Origin of the sequence: Paenibacillus sp. FSL H7-0943 (assembly GCF_037963265.1) — a bacterium.
Taxonomy (GTDB): Bacteria; Bacillota; Bacilli; order Paenibacillales; family Paenibacillaceae; genus Paenibacillus_AQ; species Paenibacillus_AQ odorifer.
On sequence record NZ_CP150148.1, the window covers coordinates 4,030,517 to 4,048,400 of the forward strand.

17 protein-coding genes are annotated in these 17,884 nt (G+C 43.5%); 2 read left to right on the forward strand and 15 right to left on the reverse strand.

Annotated elements, in window-relative coordinates; all coding sequences use genetic code 11:
• Positions 1–26: 26 nt before the first annotated feature.
• The 5 genes from NSQ55_RS17555 to NSQ55_RS17575 all read right to left on the reverse strand — a co-directional run bounded on the left by NSQ55_RS17555 (position 27) and on the right by NSQ55_RS17575 (position 4,614).
• Positions 27–1,415, reverse strand: coding sequence for a sulfatase (locus NSQ55_RS17555; protein WP_339168287.1), 1,389 nt, complete (start codon positions 1,413–1,415; stop codon positions 27–29).
• A 105-nt stretch (positions 1,416–1,520) separates the two neighbouring features.
• A complete protein-coding gene (locus NSQ55_RS17560) occupies positions 1,521–2,354 on the reverse strand; it encodes an AraC family transcriptional regulator (protein WP_339168289.1) in 834 nt (277 codons plus the stop codon).
• A 39-nt stretch (positions 2,355–2,393) separates the two neighbouring features.
• Positions 2,394–3,371, reverse strand: a complete 978-nt coding sequence (locus tag NSQ55_RS17565; protein WP_339168291.1) for a formylglycine-generating enzyme family protein — start codon at positions 3,369–3,371, stop codon at positions 2,394–2,396.
• Positions 3,372–3,406: 35 nt separating this feature from the next.
• Positions 3,407–3,940 carry a chromate transporter gene (locus NSQ55_RS17570; RefSeq protein ID WP_076214731.1) on the reverse strand — a complete coding sequence of 178 codons (534 nt, stop codon included), beginning with the start codon at positions 3,938–3,940 and terminating at the stop codon, positions 3,407–3,409.
• Between the two features lie 11 nt (positions 3,941–3,951).
• Positions 3,952–4,614 (reverse strand): chromate transporter, encoded by a 663-nt coding sequence (locus NSQ55_RS17575; protein ID WP_254857000.1) that lies wholly within the window; start codon positions 4,612–4,614, stop codon positions 3,952–3,954.
• A gap of 186 nt (positions 4,615–4,800) precedes the next feature.
• Between NSQ55_RS17575 and NSQ55_RS17580 the strand changes: the two genes are divergently transcribed.
• Positions 4,801–6,000 carry an ROK family protein gene (locus NSQ55_RS17580; protein ID WP_339168294.1) on the forward strand — a complete coding sequence of 400 codons (1,200 nt, stop codon included), beginning with the start codon at positions 4,801–4,803 and terminating at the stop codon, positions 5,998–6,000.
• 63 nt (positions 6,001–6,063) lie between these two features.
• Here NSQ55_RS17580 and NSQ55_RS17585 read toward each other — a convergent pair whose 3' ends face one another.
• From NSQ55_RS17585 to tyrS, 3 genes are all read right to left on the reverse strand, one after another.
• A complete protein-coding gene (locus NSQ55_RS17585) occupies positions 6,064–7,308 on the reverse strand; it encodes an anaerobic sulfatase maturase (RefSeq protein ID WP_339168295.1) in 1,245 nt (414 codons plus the stop codon).
• 219 nt (positions 7,309–7,527) lie between these two features.
• Positions 7,528–7,815, reverse strand: coding sequence for a hypothetical protein (locus NSQ55_RS17590; RefSeq protein ID WP_036688213.1), 288 nt, complete (start codon positions 7,813–7,815; stop codon positions 7,528–7,530).
• A gap of 205 nt (positions 7,816–8,020) precedes the next feature.
• A complete protein-coding gene (gene tyrS / locus NSQ55_RS17595; RefSeq protein ID WP_076129736.1) occupies positions 8,021–9,280 on the reverse strand; it encodes a tyrosine--tRNA ligase in 1,260 nt (419 codons plus the stop codon).
• A 570-nt stretch (positions 9,281–9,850) separates the two neighbouring features.
• On the opposite strand from tyrS, the gene NSQ55_RS17600 reads away from it, so the two are divergent.
• Positions 9,851–10,297, forward strand: a complete 447-nt coding sequence (locus tag NSQ55_RS17600) for an Lrp/AsnC family transcriptional regulator (protein WP_339168298.1) — start codon at positions 9,851–9,853, stop codon at positions 10,295–10,297.
• Between the two features lie 77 nt (positions 10,298–10,374).
• Here the strand turns inward: NSQ55_RS17600 and NSQ55_RS17605 are convergent, their stop codons facing one another.
• From NSQ55_RS17605 to NSQ55_RS17635, 7 genes are all read right to left on the reverse strand, one after another.
• Complete coding sequence (locus NSQ55_RS17605; protein WP_076303322.1) at positions 10,375–11,925, reverse strand: acetamidase/formamidase family protein; 1,551 nt, start codon at positions 11,923–11,925, stop codon at positions 10,375–10,377.
• 240 nt (positions 11,926–12,165) lie between these two features.
• Complete coding sequence (locus NSQ55_RS17610) at positions 12,166–12,630, reverse strand: DNA alkylation repair protein (RefSeq protein ID WP_339168301.1); 465 nt, start codon at positions 12,628–12,630, stop codon at positions 12,166–12,168.
• Positions 12,631–12,642: 12 nt separating this feature from the next.
• Positions 12,643–12,978, reverse strand: a complete 336-nt coding sequence (locus NSQ55_RS17615) for a hypothetical protein (RefSeq protein WP_339168302.1) — start codon at positions 12,976–12,978, stop codon at positions 12,643–12,645.
• A gap of 108 nt (positions 12,979–13,086) precedes the next feature.
• Positions 13,087–13,770, reverse strand: coding sequence for a Crp/Fnr family transcriptional regulator (locus NSQ55_RS17620; RefSeq protein ID WP_076129738.1), 684 nt, complete (start codon positions 13,768–13,770; stop codon positions 13,087–13,089).
• 82 nt (positions 13,771–13,852) lie between these two features.
• Positions 13,853–14,908, reverse strand: coding sequence for an LLM class flavin-dependent oxidoreductase (locus NSQ55_RS17625; protein WP_339168304.1), 1,056 nt, complete (start codon positions 14,906–14,908; stop codon positions 13,853–13,855).
• Positions 14,909–15,723: 815 nt separating this feature from the next.
• Positions 15,724–16,842 carry an acyltransferase family protein gene (locus NSQ55_RS17630; RefSeq protein WP_076214702.1) on the reverse strand — a complete coding sequence of 373 codons (1,119 nt, stop codon included), beginning with the start codon at positions 16,840–16,842 and terminating at the stop codon, positions 15,724–15,726.
• A gap of 27 nt (positions 16,843–16,869) precedes the next feature.
• Positions 16,870–17,814, reverse strand: a complete 945-nt coding sequence (locus NSQ55_RS17635; protein WP_339168307.1) for an NAD-dependent epimerase/dehydratase family protein — start codon at positions 17,812–17,814, stop codon at positions 16,870–16,872.
• Positions 17,815–17,884 lie beyond the last annotated feature (70 nt).

Below are 17,884 nucleotides of genomic sequence, written 5' to 3' on the forward strand. Positions count from 1 at the left end.
CATTTACTAGGATATTATTAAGCATCCTATAAGGATGAGCTCAGATACTCTTTGGCATGGTAGGGTCCACCTTCCATAAGTACCGTCCATAATGGATCGATATCACAATCCATGGAGCCCATCATATGATCATGCCATTCATTCAACAAATAGACAGCCTCCATACAAACGTCTTTACGCACTTCGGCAAGATTATGTTGTTCATAAGGATCATGCTTCAAATCAAACAGCATTTCTTGCGGGAATCCATGGTGTCCGTCATGATAGGTACGTATATATAACCAATCCGCAAACCGGACGCTGCGTTGACACACATGCGCGCATTGTGAGATTACGAGATACTCACGCCCTCCCAAATTCCCCTCCAGAATGGCACCTGCATAACTTTCACCATCCCAAGAAGCAGCCCCTTTCAAATTCAAAAGGCTCGCTAATGTAGGTCCTAGATCAAGGTGATAATGTAGCCCCTCCTCCACGATTCCCTTCTTGCCCCCTGGCCAGCGAACAATCATCGGAATACGGCAAGTCGCCTCGTCTGCTGTGCCATGTTCGGAGTAAATTCCTAGTTCACCCAGACTCTCTCCATGATCCGCAGAGATCAAGATAGCCGTATCTTCCATCACGCCAAGTTCTCTCAGCTTAGAAAAAACTTTCCCGAGATGCTCGTCCAGATACTTAACTCCAGCATCATAGTTGTCAAAGATAACACGCAGGTCATCACGGTTCTCTATCTCCTGCTGATGCCTGAAATGCTGCTGATAATGCGATTTCGCGAGCGCATTCATATCTTCAATACTATGCTGCCCCTTCTTATTTCGGTGAAGCTCAAACACTTCTTCCGTGATCCAATCGGGTAAAGGCTCCTTCTCGAACGGATTACCGTAGCTCTCGGGTGTACGATAAGGTGTATGCGGATCCCAGAAATTCAGGTGCAGAAACCAATTTTCGGACTCCCCGTTATCCTCAAGCCATTTAAGTGCCACTGGAAGCACCTGCTCTGCCGTCTCATGCCCTCTGCCACCAACATTAAACACTTCTTGGAACCCGGCGTTAAAGGTCCACGCCGAGTGTCGTTCGGAGAAGGTGCTGATCGATGCGGTTTTCATCGCCGCTTGCCTTAATATAGCCGGAAGGCTCTCCATCCCCAGACGGTCATTGAATTCACGTTTGGCTCCTTCTCTACGCATATCAGCAGCGGTTCCGCCATGCCCTACAATCCCATTATGAATGCCAAATCGCCCCGACATTAAAGCGGAACGAGACGGCAGGCAAGGAGCATCTGAACAATAGTAGTTGGTAAAGATGACACCTTCTTTAGCGATTGAATCGATATTCGGGGAGGTATTCCGATGATAGCCATAACATCCCAGATGGTCCGGGCGAAGCGAATCCAAATCCAAATACAAGATTCTCATGAGTTATTCCCTGCCTTTCCTTTTCATCGAAATGGTTACGCTCGATTCGGGCAGCTTAGATGATCTGCTCATGCTTATAAGAGTAAATGAATATGGAAAACTCCGCTATGGAGCAGCGATGTTTGTTTTTGTAAATTCGATACTTTTCCGGTACTCTGCCGGTCTCTTGCCGTATTCACCACGAAATACCTTGCTGAAGTGTGAAGCATCATAATAACCACATCTCTGGGAGATATGCTCGATTGTATAATCCGTATATTCCAGCATTTGTTTAGCTTGCTGCAGCCGCAATTTTCGCAGCATTTGCATGGGTGTCAGTTTATATATTTTCTGAAATGCCCGGCTAAAATAAACAGGATTCATATGATAGAGCTTGGAAAGTTCCTCTCTACTAATCTCCTGATCAAGCCTCTCCTCCATATATTGCAACGCTTCGTTAAAGCGGTCCGTGATAAAGGGATCTCGTGAAGAGCGGCGCCCGCCAAGCTTGGTACTCTCCATAATTTCATAAAGAAGAAAAAATGCCAATGAACCGACCTGAACATTCCTGAAATCATCTTCCTCCTGCAACCACAGGCTTCGCAACTCGTCAAACCTTCGCTCATATTCGCTTCGAACCCGGACCCGAATCACCTTGCCTAAAGGGAATAACTTAAAAAAGTCATCTCCGTCTTTAACTTTAGCGTTAATATTAAACAGATAATGTATCCCATCCGTTTTGGAGATCACATTGAAAGGCTCGTTAGGACGGTGGATCATCACGTCTCCGGCAGAAGCAACATATTCTCCTTCGGAGGATGTCGTCAATACCTCACCTTTTTGGATATAAGAGACGGTATAACAAGACTGGACGTAATCGAACAGGATCCGCTTCTGATATTGAATCTTTAGGACGTCCAGCACGCTGATGTCAAACTGACTATGGATGATAGAGGACAAGGAAGTTCCTCCTTCTTATGTAGTAGTCGTAAAAGTGCTCTAACTTGTATAATCAGCCGCACATCGAAAGCCAATATTTCCGGCAGAGCTGTCTGGAGTATTTTTGCTTCTTGCCGCCACCCGATAACGGTTGCAGTAAGATTTATGGCACAAATATGATCCTCCACGCATCGATCTTGCGACACCACTTACTGGACCTTTCGGATTCACGGCTTCGGAAGATAAATGATAGTCCTTAGTAAACCAATCCGCGCACCATTCCCACACGTTTCCTGACATATTATAAAGACCATAGCCGTTAGGCAGATAGGACCTTACAGGTGCGGTACCTGCAAAACCATCGCTGGCATGATTTTTATCGGGAAACTTTCCCTGCCATATATTACAACGATGTTCTCCGTCTGGTTTTAATTCGTCCCCCCAAGGATACCGTTTCTGAACCAGTCCTCCTCGTGCGGCATACTCCCACTCCGCTTCCGTAGGCAGACGTTTACCAGCCCAACGACAATATGCATCCGCATCATGCCATGATAGGTGAATAGCCGGGTGATCAAGTCGTTCATCTACTTTGGAATCCGGACCTTCAGGATGACACCAATCCGCTCCCTCCACCACCCACCACCAAGGGGTTTGTGTGGCTACTTGGGTCACCTTTTTCCCAGTCTCCATGGAAACAAAAGAATGAAACACGTAAGACCATCCAAAACGTTCCGCATCTGTAGCATAGTTTGTTTCCTTGATAAAAGCAGCAAACTGCTTGTTCGTAACCGCCGTTGCATCCATCAAAAAGGAAGATAAGGTAACCTTCCTAGTCGGACCTTCTCCATCTGCGGGGAACCCTTCCTTATCATCCGTCCCCATAAGAAAAGTGCCTCCAGGGATAAGGATCATGTCCGAGAAATCTTTCACCCCTGTTACTCCTTGAACCGTTGTGTTCTCCTTACAAACATCAATAGATTCTTGTTTCGCGACTTGATTTCGACTAGCTGAACAACAAGCCCGTATATTCTCTGACATGATTTACCTCCAATCTGGGATCGTCCCGGCTCTGTCTAAAAAAAAGCTACCCCAAGAATGCCAGAAGCAACGATAATGGTGAGCGGATGCAGCTTATATTTCATTAAACCATAAAGTGCAGCGAATACAATGATCAACATGCCAAGGGTCTGCCAAGTAATAAAAGCATGTTGCACGCTATTTAAGCCAAAACGAATCGCAGCATAGGCAATCAAGCCTGTAATCACTGGCCGCAAACCATAAAATAACGTTTTAATCCATTGACTGTCCCTCACCCGATAAAAGAAGACGGAAATAACGATGATGATTAAAAATGAGGGCAGAACCATGCCTAATGTTGACACAATCCCTCCTTCGATTCCGGCTATACGATATCCGATCAAGGTTGCACTGTTCGTTGCAACAGGCCCGGGTGACATCCCTGCGATGGAAACTACCTCTTGGAATTCCCCTTCGGATAACCAACCCCCAGCCATGGCTTCATGCTGAATCATCGGAATGATGGCGTACCCTCCTCCAAACGAGAGAAGGCCAATTTTTATAAAAGTGAAAAACAAACTCCAAATCACATCGCTTCCCCCTAGATGTAATACTCCGGATAATTCGATTCTTCATCAGAAGCTTTCAAGGACTCCTTCTCCGTTCGAACTTGGAGCCCTAAGAGCTGTTTAATTTGCAGATATACAAACCCAATACATAAACCAATTGCAATCACGTAAATGGGATTAATTCCGAAAACCAGTAAAACAACCGGTATAACTAACGCCGTAACAGCGGTAGTCTTGTCAATTATAGCGTTCTTGGCCATTCGATATGCAGCTACTAGGATCAAGGCAATAACAGCACCATTTATCCCTTTCATAGCGGCAATGACTTTTGGCTGGTCTGCCAGTTGGGAGTATACGGCGCTAAGCAAACAAACAATGATAAAGGTCGGAATCGTTATCCCTGCGATTGCAGCAATCGCACCCTTCACACCAGCAAGACGATAACCAATGAATGCTGCTGCATTTACACCTACACCCCCAGGTGCAGCACCAGCTAAAGATAGAATTTCATCCATCTCCTCTTCACCCAGCCATTTTCGTTTAGCGGAAATTTCCCGTTCGATCATAGGGATCATCGCATAACCTCCCCCGAAGGTTACAGGACCAATTCGAACAAATACCCAAAACAACTGAAACAATAGACTTATCCTCAGGTCTGTATTCGGTATCATATTTGTTTTCATAGTTGTTCTCATGGAATCCACCCTTATATAATCTGTCGTAATTTCATTATATCACTTTTTCCCAAAATGGAATTAAGTTTTTTGAACGGTAAAATACAACCAAGGGTTTATGAGTTATACTATATTCATGTTAATAAATACAAACTATATAAAAAACGATCTTACAAGTTCATCCTATATATAGCTTGGAGGTATATCGTGGAAAAGCGCTCGACACATATTCCGTCACCAAAAAAACTCCTATACGACCGAATCGCCGAACAAGGCACTGTTTCCAAGTTGGATCTTTTACAGACATTTTCGCTTACCAAAAGCACAATGACCCGGATATTAGATGAGATGACGGAAGAAGGCTTGCTGATAGAAAGCGGATTTGGAGAATCTAGCGGAGGAAGAAGACCCATTTTATACCAGATCAATCCTTCCTACGGTTATATAATCGGTTTAGAGATTTCCAGGGTGTATTCTTCCCTTGGTTTATTTGATATGCAAATGAACCCAAAATCAATAGTTCACTGGCGAATGGATCAGGCATTCACACCTGAAAGATTTATAGATCATATCAGTAATCAAATACGCGCTTTCCTTAGGGACCATCAGTTAGTGGACAGTCAAATCATAGGGATAGGAATAGGGGCTGTGGGGCCACTTGATCGGGAAAATGGCTTGATCCTAAAACCGCTGCACTTCCCTTCTTCAGGCTGGAACAATCTGCCGATTTGCAAACTGGTGGAGGAACGGACGGGGTTCAAGGCATGGTTGGACAACGGTGCCAATTCTGCACTGCTTGGGGAACGATGGTCTATCCGTCACGCAAACATTCAGCATATGCTTTATGTACATGCTGGAGCAGGACTCCGCTATGCGATGATGTCGCATGGAAGTATTGTTCATGGCACAATGGATATGGAAGATGCCATTGGTCAAATGATCATCCAGACAGATGGACCCCGATTAAATCATGACGGGAACTACGGGGCTCTGGAAGCATTCGTATCTGTGCAGGCACTAGAACAAAGTGCGCGCTCAGAGGCGAAAATGGACAACGATCTGATCCTCCAAAGATATAAAGTGGCGCCTGAGAAGCTGACTTATGATGTATTGGTACAAGCCTTTAGAGACGGTAATCCACACGCGCGTGAATTATTTACCCAAGCTGCCAGCCACTTCGGGATCGGGCTCGCCAACGTTATCAACCTGTTTCATCCAGAGACCATCATTCTAGGCGGTGCACTCATTCACTCTCACGAGTTGTTTTTCCAAACAGCGGTGGAGGTGGCACAGAGAAACACTTACCGTTATCCTGAATACCAACCTCACTTCTCCCTAGGTATATTAAAAGAAGAAGCTGTTGTGACGGGTGCGGCAATAATGGCGAGAAATCATATGGTTCTATAACATAACAAAAAGGTTGTTCCCAATCCTTTGCATGACTGTTGGGACAACCTTATCTAGTCAAAGCTATAATGCCTGACAGCAATTTTTGAATTTCTTCCCGCTTCCGCAGAAACATGGATCATTTCGACCCGGAAGTGGTTTTGCACTTTTCCTGTACTCCAGCATCCGCTCCGATCTAAGTCGGTTCGCCAGTAATAGCATGCGTTCATAGGCGTATGAGTAGAATATTTTATAGCTATGGCAGAAATAATCAACCTCAGTCCGATCATTAACATCAAGCCAATTCCGGTTGCGCGGACATCCCCCATTGCAAAAGCTAAGGTACTCACACTTATAGCATGATTCATTCATATTGGGCTTCATTAACAAAAAATCATCATATACTGGGCTGCTTAGCAGTGCTTCCAAGTCAGTTTGGCCGATATTTCCTAGCCTATGCTCTTCATCAATAAAGAAATCGCAAGGGTAGGCATCCCCGTTCGTTTCAAGCACCATCATCTTCGGGCAACATGAGTTGTGAACGCATAACTCTGCCTCACGATGCATGAATACAAGAAGCATATTCTCAAAAATACGAATAGGAAGCTCTGGGTACCCACCGTTGTACCAAAGGTCAAATGTACGGCATAAAAAGACTCCGTATTGTTCAGGTGTAATTCGGAAACGTCCCGCTACTTCACTTTTCTGAGAAACAAAATCCATGCAGGGGATAAACTGAATATTAGGAAATTCGTGTTCTAGATATAATGCCATCAACTCATCTGGTTTCGTCACGTTATCTTCATGAATCACCGTCAGAATACTATACTCCACACCCTCATTCTGTAAATGACGAATCCCACGCATAACTAGATCATAACTGCCTTTCCCCGAACCCGTTACACGATGAGCATCATGAATAGGCTCTGGGCCATCCAGACTAATCCCGACCAAAAAGTTATACCGTTTAAAAAATTTCGCCCATTTCTCATGGATAAGCGTTCCATTGGTCTGCAGTGCATTACTGATCATCGTATGAGGCGGAGCGTACTTAGCTTGAAATGAAATCACTTGTTCAAAATACGGAAGTCCGGCCAATAATGGCTCCCCACCCTGCCAAGAGAAAGTCGCTATCCCTGATGATCTTTTCATGTACTGAGCGATAAACCGCTCCAGAAGCTCCGTATCCATCACCCGGATCGGTTGCTGAGGATGTCCCCCGGCAGTACTGTAATAGCAATAATCACAGGCTAGATTACAATCCTCTGAGACGGTTTTCCACATGACATGAAGGGTCTCCTGCTTAGAGGTTTGTATACATGCAGTCATACGATTCTGCCCCTCCTATGTAATACTATCTTTGTAAAACCTAATTCCTATTTGTTCAATTAAATCATAGATCTGCGAGTCAACGATGAGTAAAACATCATAGCTGGTCAAATAACTGGGCACAAAAAAACTGCACTCCCCATTGTCCGTTGGGACAAAGCAATAAGGGTGTGCAGTTTCTTTGTGGATGAGTCTAACGGTAGTTAGAGACTAGTCTTATTAATTACGGACGTATTCTCTATTTGCTGTTTCCAACATGGATTTCCAATCCGCAAACTTCGTCTCCCTAACAACATGACGATCAAACAGTTCATCAGGTATGTCAGCAACATCTTCTTCTGTCTTTACTTGAAAGTTCCCTTTGGTTACAAACTCATCGAAACTTTTGTAATTGGAATACTTACTCATAAACGCTTCATTAAACAATTTCTCGAAAGAGATGTGATTGGGATCTTCTTGATACGTTTTCTGTCCTTGTAACTCATTCATTAATTCTTCCATGGTCATTGGTTTTTGTCTTCTCAAATTACCACTCCTAATTTTCTGTTATAGTTGTAGAATATCATGTTAATCCATAAATCACACGAATCCTAAGCTTACCATAATTTTGACGATTTCACCTTTCAAATTTCACTTAATATGCAAATAGTCGGCCTCTATACTTAAAATACAACAAAAAACCTTCCTTATTCATAAGGAAGGCTTCTTATTATTAGGACAATTTCACCAGGCTGTAGTTTTTCTTACCTTTACGGATAATGATAAAACGTCCGCCGATGGCTTCGCTGGCTGTAACTTCAAATGCTACATCGCTAACTTTTTCGCCATTCATGGAAATTGCGCCTTTGGTGATGTCCTCACGCGCTTGACGTTTGGATGGCTCAATTCCTAGATCTACCAGCCACTCCACGATATTTTTGGACTCCAATGTCGTTTCGTAGGTCGGCATTTCCTTGAAGCCTTGCTCGATCTCGTCAGCGGTCAGAGATTTAATATCTCCACTGAACAGAGCGGCAGTAATACGTTTAGCCTGCTCCAGCAATTCCTCACCATGCACGAATCTGGTCATTTCTTCAGCCAGTGTTATTTGCGCTTCACGTTTATGCGGTTCGGTCTGCACCTTTTCTGCAAGTGCATCAATTTGTTCTTTAGAGAGGAATGTAAAGTACTTCAGGTATTTCACAACATCACGGTCATCTGTATTCGCCCAGAACTGGTAGAATTCAAAAGCTGTCGTTTTGTTCGGATCCAGCCAAATGGCTCCGCCAGCTGTTTTACCGAATTTTGTACCATCGGCTTTCAGCATAAGCGGGATGGTAAGTCCGAATGCTACCGCCTCAGAACCTTCTTTTTTACGAATCAGATCTAAGCCACTTGTGATGTTCCCCCATTGGTCAGAACCACCGATTTGCAGCTGCACATCTTCATGCTGGAACAGGTGCAGGTAGTCCAGGGATTGCAGGATTTGGTAGGAGAATTCCGTAAAGGAAATTCCGCTGTCCAATCTGCTCGCTACAACATCCTTGGCAAGCATCGAATTGATGCTGAAGTTTTTACCATAGTCACGCAAAAATTCGATAACATTGATTTTATGCGTCCAATCGTAGTTGTTCACCATGCGGATTTGATTGTCGCCATCAGTCACGAACAGTTTTTTCATCTGTGCTGTAAGTGCGTCAACGTTGGCTTGGATTTGCTCCAGCGTTTGCAAAGAGCGTTCAGATTGACGCCCACTTGGATCACCAATCGTTCCCGTAGCCCCACCAATAAGAATCACCGGACGATGTCCTGCCAGTTGAAATCTTTTGAGCACCATGAATGGAATCAAGTGGCCAATATGCATACTGTCACCTGTTGGATCTACACCGCAGTACAGGGATACCGATTTTTGATTGGTCAGTTCTCTAAGCCCTTCGGCATCTGTTTGTTGATTGATGGCATCGCGCCATTCTAGTTCGTCGATAATATTCATTGCCTTACACCCCTCAAAATTAGTAGTTATCCTATAAATGAAACATCAGTCCGCCAAGCGGAAACGGTTCGCCCTCCTGATTAGGACGGGACCGTTTCAGCGAGAAATATAAGGAGTATTGATGAAGTGAACCCTATAAATCCTTATATTTAAAAACAAAAAAAATCGTCCCCTTGTCTATTGTAGACATAGGGACGATTGAATAACCGTGTTACCACCCAGATTGCACCCATGAAACGCTTATGCTCAAGCATACCATTGATACCACTCTTGACGAGATATCGTTCGCCATTCCGCTCGGTATTACCCGAGATACTCCAAAGTGTAATTCGCAAGCTTAGTGTGTACCGGGTTTCATCAACCCCCGGCTTTCTGAAACAGGGACTAAGTTACTACTGGGCTCCTTCAACGTATATCGTATATAAGATTACAGCCAGTATAGTGAAATAATTCTTTTATGTCAACTATCTTCAGGAGAGAATGCCGTCACACACTTCTACTGTAAAGCGCTACTAGGCATTTCCACTTTTTTTCTGATACAATTACGAAAAAAGAGGTGAACGAATCCGCATGCTAGATCCTATCGATAACCATATTTTGATGCGGCTGGCCCAAAACAGCAGAATTTCCTATACTGATCTAGCTAAAGAAGTCAGTTTATCAAGTGTCGCGGTGAAAGATCGTATTGATCGGCTAGTCAATCAAGGGATTATTGAACAGTTCTCGATTGTCATCAGTGCTGAAAAGCTAGGAAAGAAAATCTCCGCCTACCTGGAACTTGAAGTAGAACCTGCTCATTTAAATCATATCGTCGATGTATTAAAGGAAAACGAACACGTAGCTGTATTATACGAAATGACGGGACCATGTATTCTGCATATTCACATCTTGGTAGAGAATCTTGAAGAGATGGAACGGTTTATGCATGAATCAATCTACTGTCTGGATGGACTGGTACGTGTAGAAAACCAAATCTTATTAAAACGCCACAAAAATCAGGACGGATTGAATATATAAGAAAAAGAACCGCCTATAAAGACGGTTCTTTTCTCATTTGGATTTTTTTAGGATTATCGAATAATTGCTATTTCGTCCTACTCTGTCTTAGCCAGCTTAGCTTTATAAAAGTTCACGAAATATTCGCTGACCACGATCTTCCCGTTCACAACACTTATTGGGGCTACAAGCTTCACTGTCTCTCCGTTGTAAATCCCCGTTGTCGCTCCAACCTTCATCTCCAGAACATTGCCATTGTAGCTTAGCGTAACTGTCTTAGTGGCTGGCTGCCAGCCAACCTTTGCTCCAAAGTTCTCAAAGCTGCTCCGTAAAACCACGGGCTTGCGCTCGGAATCGCCGAATTGACCTTTATCAATTAAGGCGTGTACGCCCCAGTTTCCATCCACCACTTGTGTAATTCCAAAATCAGCTGACACAGACATCAGAGAGTACGCCTCATCTTCGCTCAATTCCATTCCAGCCATTAAAAAATCTTTTGTTTTATGAGCGGCATCCTTCATCGCTTTGTCGATGGACGAGTTTTTGAAGATATCCGTCTGAGCACTAGCCCCCAGCTCCTCCAAATAATTGGCGTAGCTGAATCCATGTACAACCCACTCGTTCTCATTTTCAAGTAATGGGAAGTTTAAACCTTTCAGCTTGTTGTTAAGCGATGCTTTTTTATGAAGAATGACTTGTATATCCCCAGTGACCGATGTCTCGATCGCAGTTCCGTTAATCTCCGAATCACCTTGACCGGCATGCGGGTCACCGATCGACAGAAGTGCACCAGCTACGGATACTGGATAATACATCGTTGCACCTTCGGTAATCCGCCAATCATCTACGTTACCGCCGTTGTAAGAAGGTGGAACGGAGTCAACAACATCCGCTTCTTTCGGCGCCACACCCATTGTACCAAAGTGGAGACGTACCGGAATTTTCACGCCTTTTAGCACATCGAAGTTCTTATCAATCGTATTATGGTCAACGATAACACCCGGGTAGTCAATTGTCGGGTGCACTTGACCATCTGGATCGGTTTGCACAGACCATTTGTAGTTATATACAGCTGTTGCATAATCTGTTCCACCCTCCGTATCCATCTCGTAGATAGTTACTACCTCACGCTTTTTCGGCTCCTCTACCATATCTCCGTATAGATAGCCCCAGTTCGCTGCGGCATTCACGCCATATGTTTTGCCAGCGTATTGGTCATTCCCATTTGGTCTCAGCTTCATGTCCAGAATCTTAACTTCCAGCACATCTCCTGGTTCAGCACCTTCAACAGCGATAGGACCTGTCATAATGTGTACGCCTGGCCCGCGGAGCGCTTCGTTCTTCTCCCCTTCAATCCAGTGGAAAATATCCTCTACTCCCGCATCTCCTTTAATCATCCGCTCGTAATCATCCCCTGAGTGATGTGTAATGGCCTCAACCGTTACGATGTCTCCCGAATGCACAGTTAGAGCTGGATCTCCCTTACCTATATTCCCCCATCGAACAGTTTCCGAATTCGCCTTCAGTACATGGGTTTTGGGTTTATACGCATCGTTCGATGTGTTAGCATACATAACACTCGATAACGAGTTCACCCCTAAAAACAGGGATAACGTGACACCTACATTACGAATTATTTGTTTTTTCATACGAAAATCCTCCATCCCTATAATTAGTGTTAGTTTTTATAACATTTGGTGTTTCTGAGTATAACAGATGACCTGAGGATTAACAATATAAATATTTTCATGAATTTTGGTTTAAATAATAAACACGAAGGAGTCTTTCTCTTGAATTATCCAAGTTAACTCCACAACAAAAAAACGCCAACACTTATTAGCCCATAGTGTTTGACGTTTGATTATCCAGTCTAAAGTGATGCACTTATTTTATTTTTGATCAGTAATACTTCTTGTAGCCCGGATTACAATCCGCTTTGATTCCTTGGTACCTGATAGGTTCAACCATTCATCACAAATTTGCTGTACCCATGCCGGATGGCTTTTGCTAGCATCATTTAACCAATTGCTTACAGAATCCTGAACGTATTTTGCCGGATCAGAGTTAAGCGGTTCTAATAGCTGAAGGCCAATCGCTGGATTTTCTTTGAGCGCTGTAATATGCTTTGCCCATACCCCATGTGGGCGCGTCAATTCGATCGCAAATCTCCTAATATTTGCGTCCTGATCATGAACCCAAGCCTTTAATAATTCAATGGAAGCATCCAGCTCGGCAATGACTGATTCCCTTAAAGCCATCCATGAAATCTCACGCACCCCAAAATGACCATCCGCTGCAAAAGGACGGATTGCTGTTAGTTTTTGAACTAGACTCCATTGATGATTCTGGCCCACGATATAAGCAGCTCAGCAGCGAACACTATCGGATTTATGATGAGCTAACACAGCAAATAATCGGGAACGTTCCAGCTCTGATTTACAGTCAAATAGAAGCTGCCACTCACGTGAAATCACCGGGATGAGCTTCATGATTTTCTTTTCCGATAACGCATTCAGCCTTTGTAAAATTGGTTTAGCTTCCTGTTCAAAACCTAGCTCATTCAGTACATTTTCCAGCAATGTAAGATGATCCACAGCAAGCCATTCCGTTAAATTCACGGTCTGTAAATATCCTTTATTCAGCAGTTCTACAATCTCAACGGGAATTTCAGTAACCTTTCGAGCGCCCTTCCTGTGTTCCATGGAAATCGTCCCTTCACTATGATTTGAAAGCTTAAATCACCTTCATGTCATAGCTAGGATACCGTTGTTTCTAAAAATGAAGCTGTAATCTCGTTTACAACTCGATAGCTATGTTATATTTCTTTCCAAAATCTTGTCTCGCTGGATATAGATAGTTCTGAACCCTGTCTGAATAACCTCCGCTTTCACCAATTCTTGCAATGCCACTGTTACAGCTTCTCTGCTGGCTCCAATTAAATTAGCGATTTCTTGATGCGATAGAGGAACATTAATTTTGTAACAATTATCCTTATGCTCAACCCCATGCTGATCCGCCAGCTTTAAAAGAACGCACAATATTTTATCATGCAGATTTCCGATGGCTAGATTCTGAGTTAACTGACTCATACTTTTTATGCGGTCGCTCAATACTTGCAATAATGACATCATAAACCTAGGTCGGTGAGAGATGAATTCTTCAAACCTTGCAGGATCAATTGTGCAGATATGGCTTTCCTCAATCGTTTCAATATAATGTTCCTTCGTTCCAAAAGAAATCATACCCATTTCACCAAAAACATTACCCTCACTGAGGATATCCGATGTAAATTGCTTACCGTTTGCGTTTAATTGGTATAAGCGAACCTTTCCTTTTTTCACAAAAAACAGTCCTTCAGAAAAGGTTGACGGTGTTTGGATATATGTATTTTTGGGGACTACTGTTATTCGCGTTAATTCTTCCATTTCAATTAGATCTTCCAGTCCTAACGATTGAAGCAAATTGAATTGAGATAAATAATGATTTTTTTCCATTGCCCCTCCTGTATAAAACGCTATTCATTTCTTCAGTATACCTTACAAAAAAAGCCACGTCCTAAGGACGCAGCTTACTAAATTACCGGTTACTTGCTTCCCAGCGCGCTACTTCTTCCCGCACACGTGGGGCCACTTCGGTGCCCAGCAGTCTAATCGCCTGCATAACATCCTCATGAGGCATAGTACCGTGCGGCACATGTAAAAAGAATCGCGTAATTCCCACATGCTTGCGCAGATGAATGATTTTATTAGCGACAGTTTCTGGATCACCTACGTAAAGGGCGCCCTCTAAGCTGCACGCTGCATCATAATCTGCACGATGGTACGGAGGTGTTCCTTTTTCCTTCGCCCGCACATTGGTCCGGGCATGCGTTGAAGGAAAAAATTTCTCCAGCGCTAACTGATTAGTCTCCGCTATAAACCCGTGTGAATGCGAAGCGATTGGAAATTTTGAAATATCATGCCCGGCTTCAGCTGCTGCTTTTTTGTAAAGCTGTACATGTGAAGCATAATCCAGTGGTAGAACATTCCCTATAATCGCTAAAACAAAAGGCAAACCTAGTGATCCTGTGCGGATCGCAGACTCTGGACTTCCTGCACTCCCGATCCAAATCGGTAAAGGATCTTGAACCGGACGCGGGTAAATCCCCAAATTTTCTATAGCTGCTCGGTGTTTGCCTTTCCAGGTCACTTTTTCTGACTTTTGGATGGCTAATAACAATTCCAGCTTCTCATTAAACAGTTCTTCATAATCCTTCAGATCATATCCGAATAGAGGAAAAGACTCTGTAAACGAACCCCGGCCGATCATAATCTCCGCACGTCCGTTTGAAATTCCGTCCAGCGTTGCAAAGTCCTGAAAGACACGCACCGGATCGGCTGAAGACAGGATCATTACAGCACTACTCAACCGGATCTTAGTAGTCAACGAAGCAGCCGCAGCCAGTACAACCGCAGGTGAAGACGCCGCATAATCATACCGATGATGCTCACCTACTCCGTATACATCTAATCCCACCTCTTCGGCAAGTACAATTTCCTCCACTACTTCACGTAGTCGTTCTGCATGACTTATTGTCTCACCCGTTTGGACATCAGGTGTGGTCTCGACAAATGTACTTACTCCAAGTTCCACTATTCATTTCCTCCTAATATTCTGCACGATGCATTATTCTCTGGATGTAAAAAACCATAAAGGGACTACCTAATTATAGACTAACTAATTTAGGTCCCTTCGACTATAATCGAAGTTCATCTAATTAGATCCCCCTCACTATAGATCGGACTGAGGAGCCGTTAATTTAATAATTTCATTCATTTTGCTAAATTATCGGACTTAGATGCAGCTATTCGTGCAAAGTAGCTTCCATAATGTGTGTTTTTATGGAAATAAGCGCAATACAGTCCGAAACTATCGCAAAATGAACTAAAAAGTGAAAATAGCTGCAATACGGTCCGACAAACAAGACCTCGTGTGAACTGACCATAATACAACAATTATACTGGGACTTTACCGCCAATGTGCAAGAGTGCAGCTAATGCGTGGTAACGACGAAGTTTGTTTAATTGTATTTACCACCAACGCACAGTGCAGCTAAGGCGTGGTAACGACGAAGTTTGTTTAATTGCATTTTGTGCAACTATATACGCTTTGAAGGTAGCCTTTGTGGATTTAGTTGCACTCTGTACATTTAAATACGAGCAATTGCCTCAATATGGCGGGAATCTAAAATAATAGTTGTAAAATATACAATTAAACTGCCTCAAAGCTGCGAGCATAAGAGCTTAATTGTACTTCTTACAACTATTTTGCTTTTTTAATGAGAATTGAGAGGATGCTGCTAGTGAGATGTAATCGCGATGTAATAGCGAAGTAATCGCAATAATACAAAAACAAAAAAGACCACTAATCACCTAAACACAGACGATTAGCGGCCGGTCAAATCCAAGCTAGTTTGCATTCCCAATATTCGGAGTTATCGGCTTATCCAGCGATTTCGGTGGTTTGCTTGGGTTTATCCCAACGCCGATCCGACCGAATACAAACGCTCCGCCAGGAATTCGATTCGCTAAATTCATTATAAGTGCCGAGCCTACCACACAACCGACAAATTGCAGCAGAACACTAAATAGTCCAAGGTTTTGCAACCCAAATGAAGCTGGAAGCTTAACGAATATAGCCAATAGCAAAGGATGAAGCAAGTATATGCCAAAAGAATATCTGCTGCTCCATTCCAGCACACGTGGCACTTTCTTCATTTTCGATGCCACGGAGAAGAGCAGCAAAATCATGCTTAAGGCGAATAGAAGCATATCAATTCTTTTGGAGCTATGCGCCGTTATCCAGCCTTGACTATTCACGAACAGCACTAGCGCACCTGTCAGAACCGGGAGCGTGTATACGGCTATGCGGAACTTTTTTAATTTTTCCCGGAACCACAGCTCATTTCGTCCCAAGTAATAGGCTACTGTAAAGTAAAAAATCCAACCAGGTGCGAAAATCCAGTACATTTTATCCCAGAAATAATGGGCGGCTGCCGTATCTGCGGGCGTAGTAAAGTTGAAGAAACCCAAATAGATAACGTTAATAAGGAACGATACGATTAGAACATTGCGGGGGTTAAGCCGCTTCGCATACGTCTGAAACCAGAGGAATAAAGCATAAAACTGAAAGATAATCAGTATAAAATAACCATGGAAATCTCCAATCAGCAAATGACGCCAGAGGTAATACCAAAAAGCCTGCAGCAAAGGAATGCCATCACTACTCGACAGCTCCAATCCTTTTAGTCCTGCATACAAGGTCCCGAAAAAAAAGTAAGGCAATAAAATATACTTGATTCTTTTCTCCCAAAATCTCGCTGGAATTTCATTGGGATAGGCAAATGACAACACGAATTGGGAGATAAATACGAATACAGGTGTGCCAAACGTTAGCAGTAAACCCACCGACTCTACCCAAGATGTATTTCCATCGTCATAAACCCGATAAAGAGCATGCAGCAGGGCTATACTTAAGCAGGCTACACTACGAAGAACGAACATTTCCGAGTTCATTTTGCGTTCCATGCGGAGTGCCCCTTTCAATGTGTGCTTTTAATGATCTACTGCGCTTCCTACACTTAAGCGGTCAGTAATTGTTTTTTTCAGCCCGGTATGAAAGTTATGGTTAGGGAACCAAGATAATAATTCCTGGGCTTTTTGATTGTTTAAGTAGCTATGGAGAATATCCCCCGGACGGGGCTCCGCATAGGTTGTCAGGAAATCACCACCCGTGATGTCGCTTAACATCCGAACCATCGTATTTATCGAGGTTGGTATTCCGCAGCTAATATTCATCGTCTCATTATTCACCCTGCCTTCGGTCTGAACCGCGTCAACAAACGCTTGCGCCACATCCTCCACATAGACGAAATCTCTAGTCTGCTCACCGTCCCCATAGATAACAAGATTCTTCCCTTGCTTTATGCGATCCAGAAAAACGGAAACAACGCCAGCTTCCCCATGTGAACTTTGCCTAGGCCCATATACATTAGCGAGACGCAGTATCGTATATTTTAGCCCATGTAAGCTGGAAAACATCCGAATATATGACTCTGGTACACTTTTGGATACACCATAGCAGGACTCGGGATTTAAGGGATGCTGCTCATCAATGCTCAAATATTCCGGGTTCCCATAAACCGCTGCCGACGAGGCATAGACTAGCTTTTGAACCTGATGGATCTCGCACATGCGCAGTACATTCAGCGTGCCAACAATATTCACATTCGCATCAAATAACGGGTTCCGCTGTGATTCTCTGACGTCGATCTGTGCAGCCAGATGAATGACTGCATTTGGCTTTTCAAGGTTAAACACCTCATGCAAAGTCTCATCCCGAATATCGTACTTATACAGAACCGCAGCAGGATTCATATAAGTCAGACCGGAGGCTCCGGATACATTATCTAAAATCACAGTTTCTATGCCCTTTTTTATTAGCCGATCAACCACATGGGACCCAATAAAGCCTAACCCCCCAGTTACCAATACCTTCAAAATAAAAAACTCCTTTCGCCCGCTAAGAGTGATCTTTGTACCGTGCATTCCCCGAAAAATTCACATAAAA

Bases quoted from the DNA above. Each gene is read 5' to 3' on its own strand.
- NSQ55_RS17555 (WP_339168287.1), bottom strand. From the start codon at position 1,415: ATGAGAATCTTGTATTTGGATTTGGATTCGCTTCGCCCGGACCATCTG.
- NSQ55_RS17565 (WP_339168291.1), bottom strand. From the start codon at position 3,371: ATGTCAGAGAATATACGGGCTTGTTGTTCAGCTAGTCGAAATCAAGTC.
- NSQ55_RS17575 (WP_254857000.1), bottom strand. From the start codon at position 4,614: ATGAGAACAACTATGAAAACAAATATGATACCGAATACAGACCTGAGG.
- NSQ55_RS17585 (WP_339168295.1), bottom strand. From the start codon at position 7,308: ATGACTGCATGTATACAAACCTCTAAGCAGGAGACCCTTCATGTCATG.
- NSQ55_RS17590 (WP_036688213.1), bottom strand. From the start codon at position 7,815: ATGACCATGGAAGAATTAATGAATGAGTTACAAGGACAGAAAACGTAT.
- tyrS (WP_076129736.1), bottom strand. From the start codon at position 9,280: ATGAATATTATCGACGAACTAGAATGGCGCGATGCCATCAATCAACAA.
- NSQ55_RS17600 (WP_339168298.1), top strand. From the start codon at position 9,851: ATGCTAGATCCTATCGATAACCATATTTTGATGCGGCTGGCCCAAAAC.
- NSQ55_RS17605 (WP_076303322.1), bottom strand. From the start codon at position 11,925: ATGAAAAAACAAATAATTCGTAATGTAGGTGTCACGTTATCCCTGTTT.
- NSQ55_RS17615 (WP_339168302.1), bottom strand. From the start codon at position 12,978: ATGGAACACAGGAAGGGCGCTCGAAAGGTTACTGAAATTCCCGTTGAG.
- NSQ55_RS17620 (WP_076129738.1), bottom strand. From the start codon at position 13,770: ATGGAAAAAAATCATTATTTATCTCAATTCAATTTGCTTCAATCGTTA.
- NSQ55_RS17630 (WP_076214702.1), bottom strand. From the start codon at position 16,842: ATGGAACGCAAAATGAACTCGGAAATGTTCGTTCTTCGTAGTGTAGCC.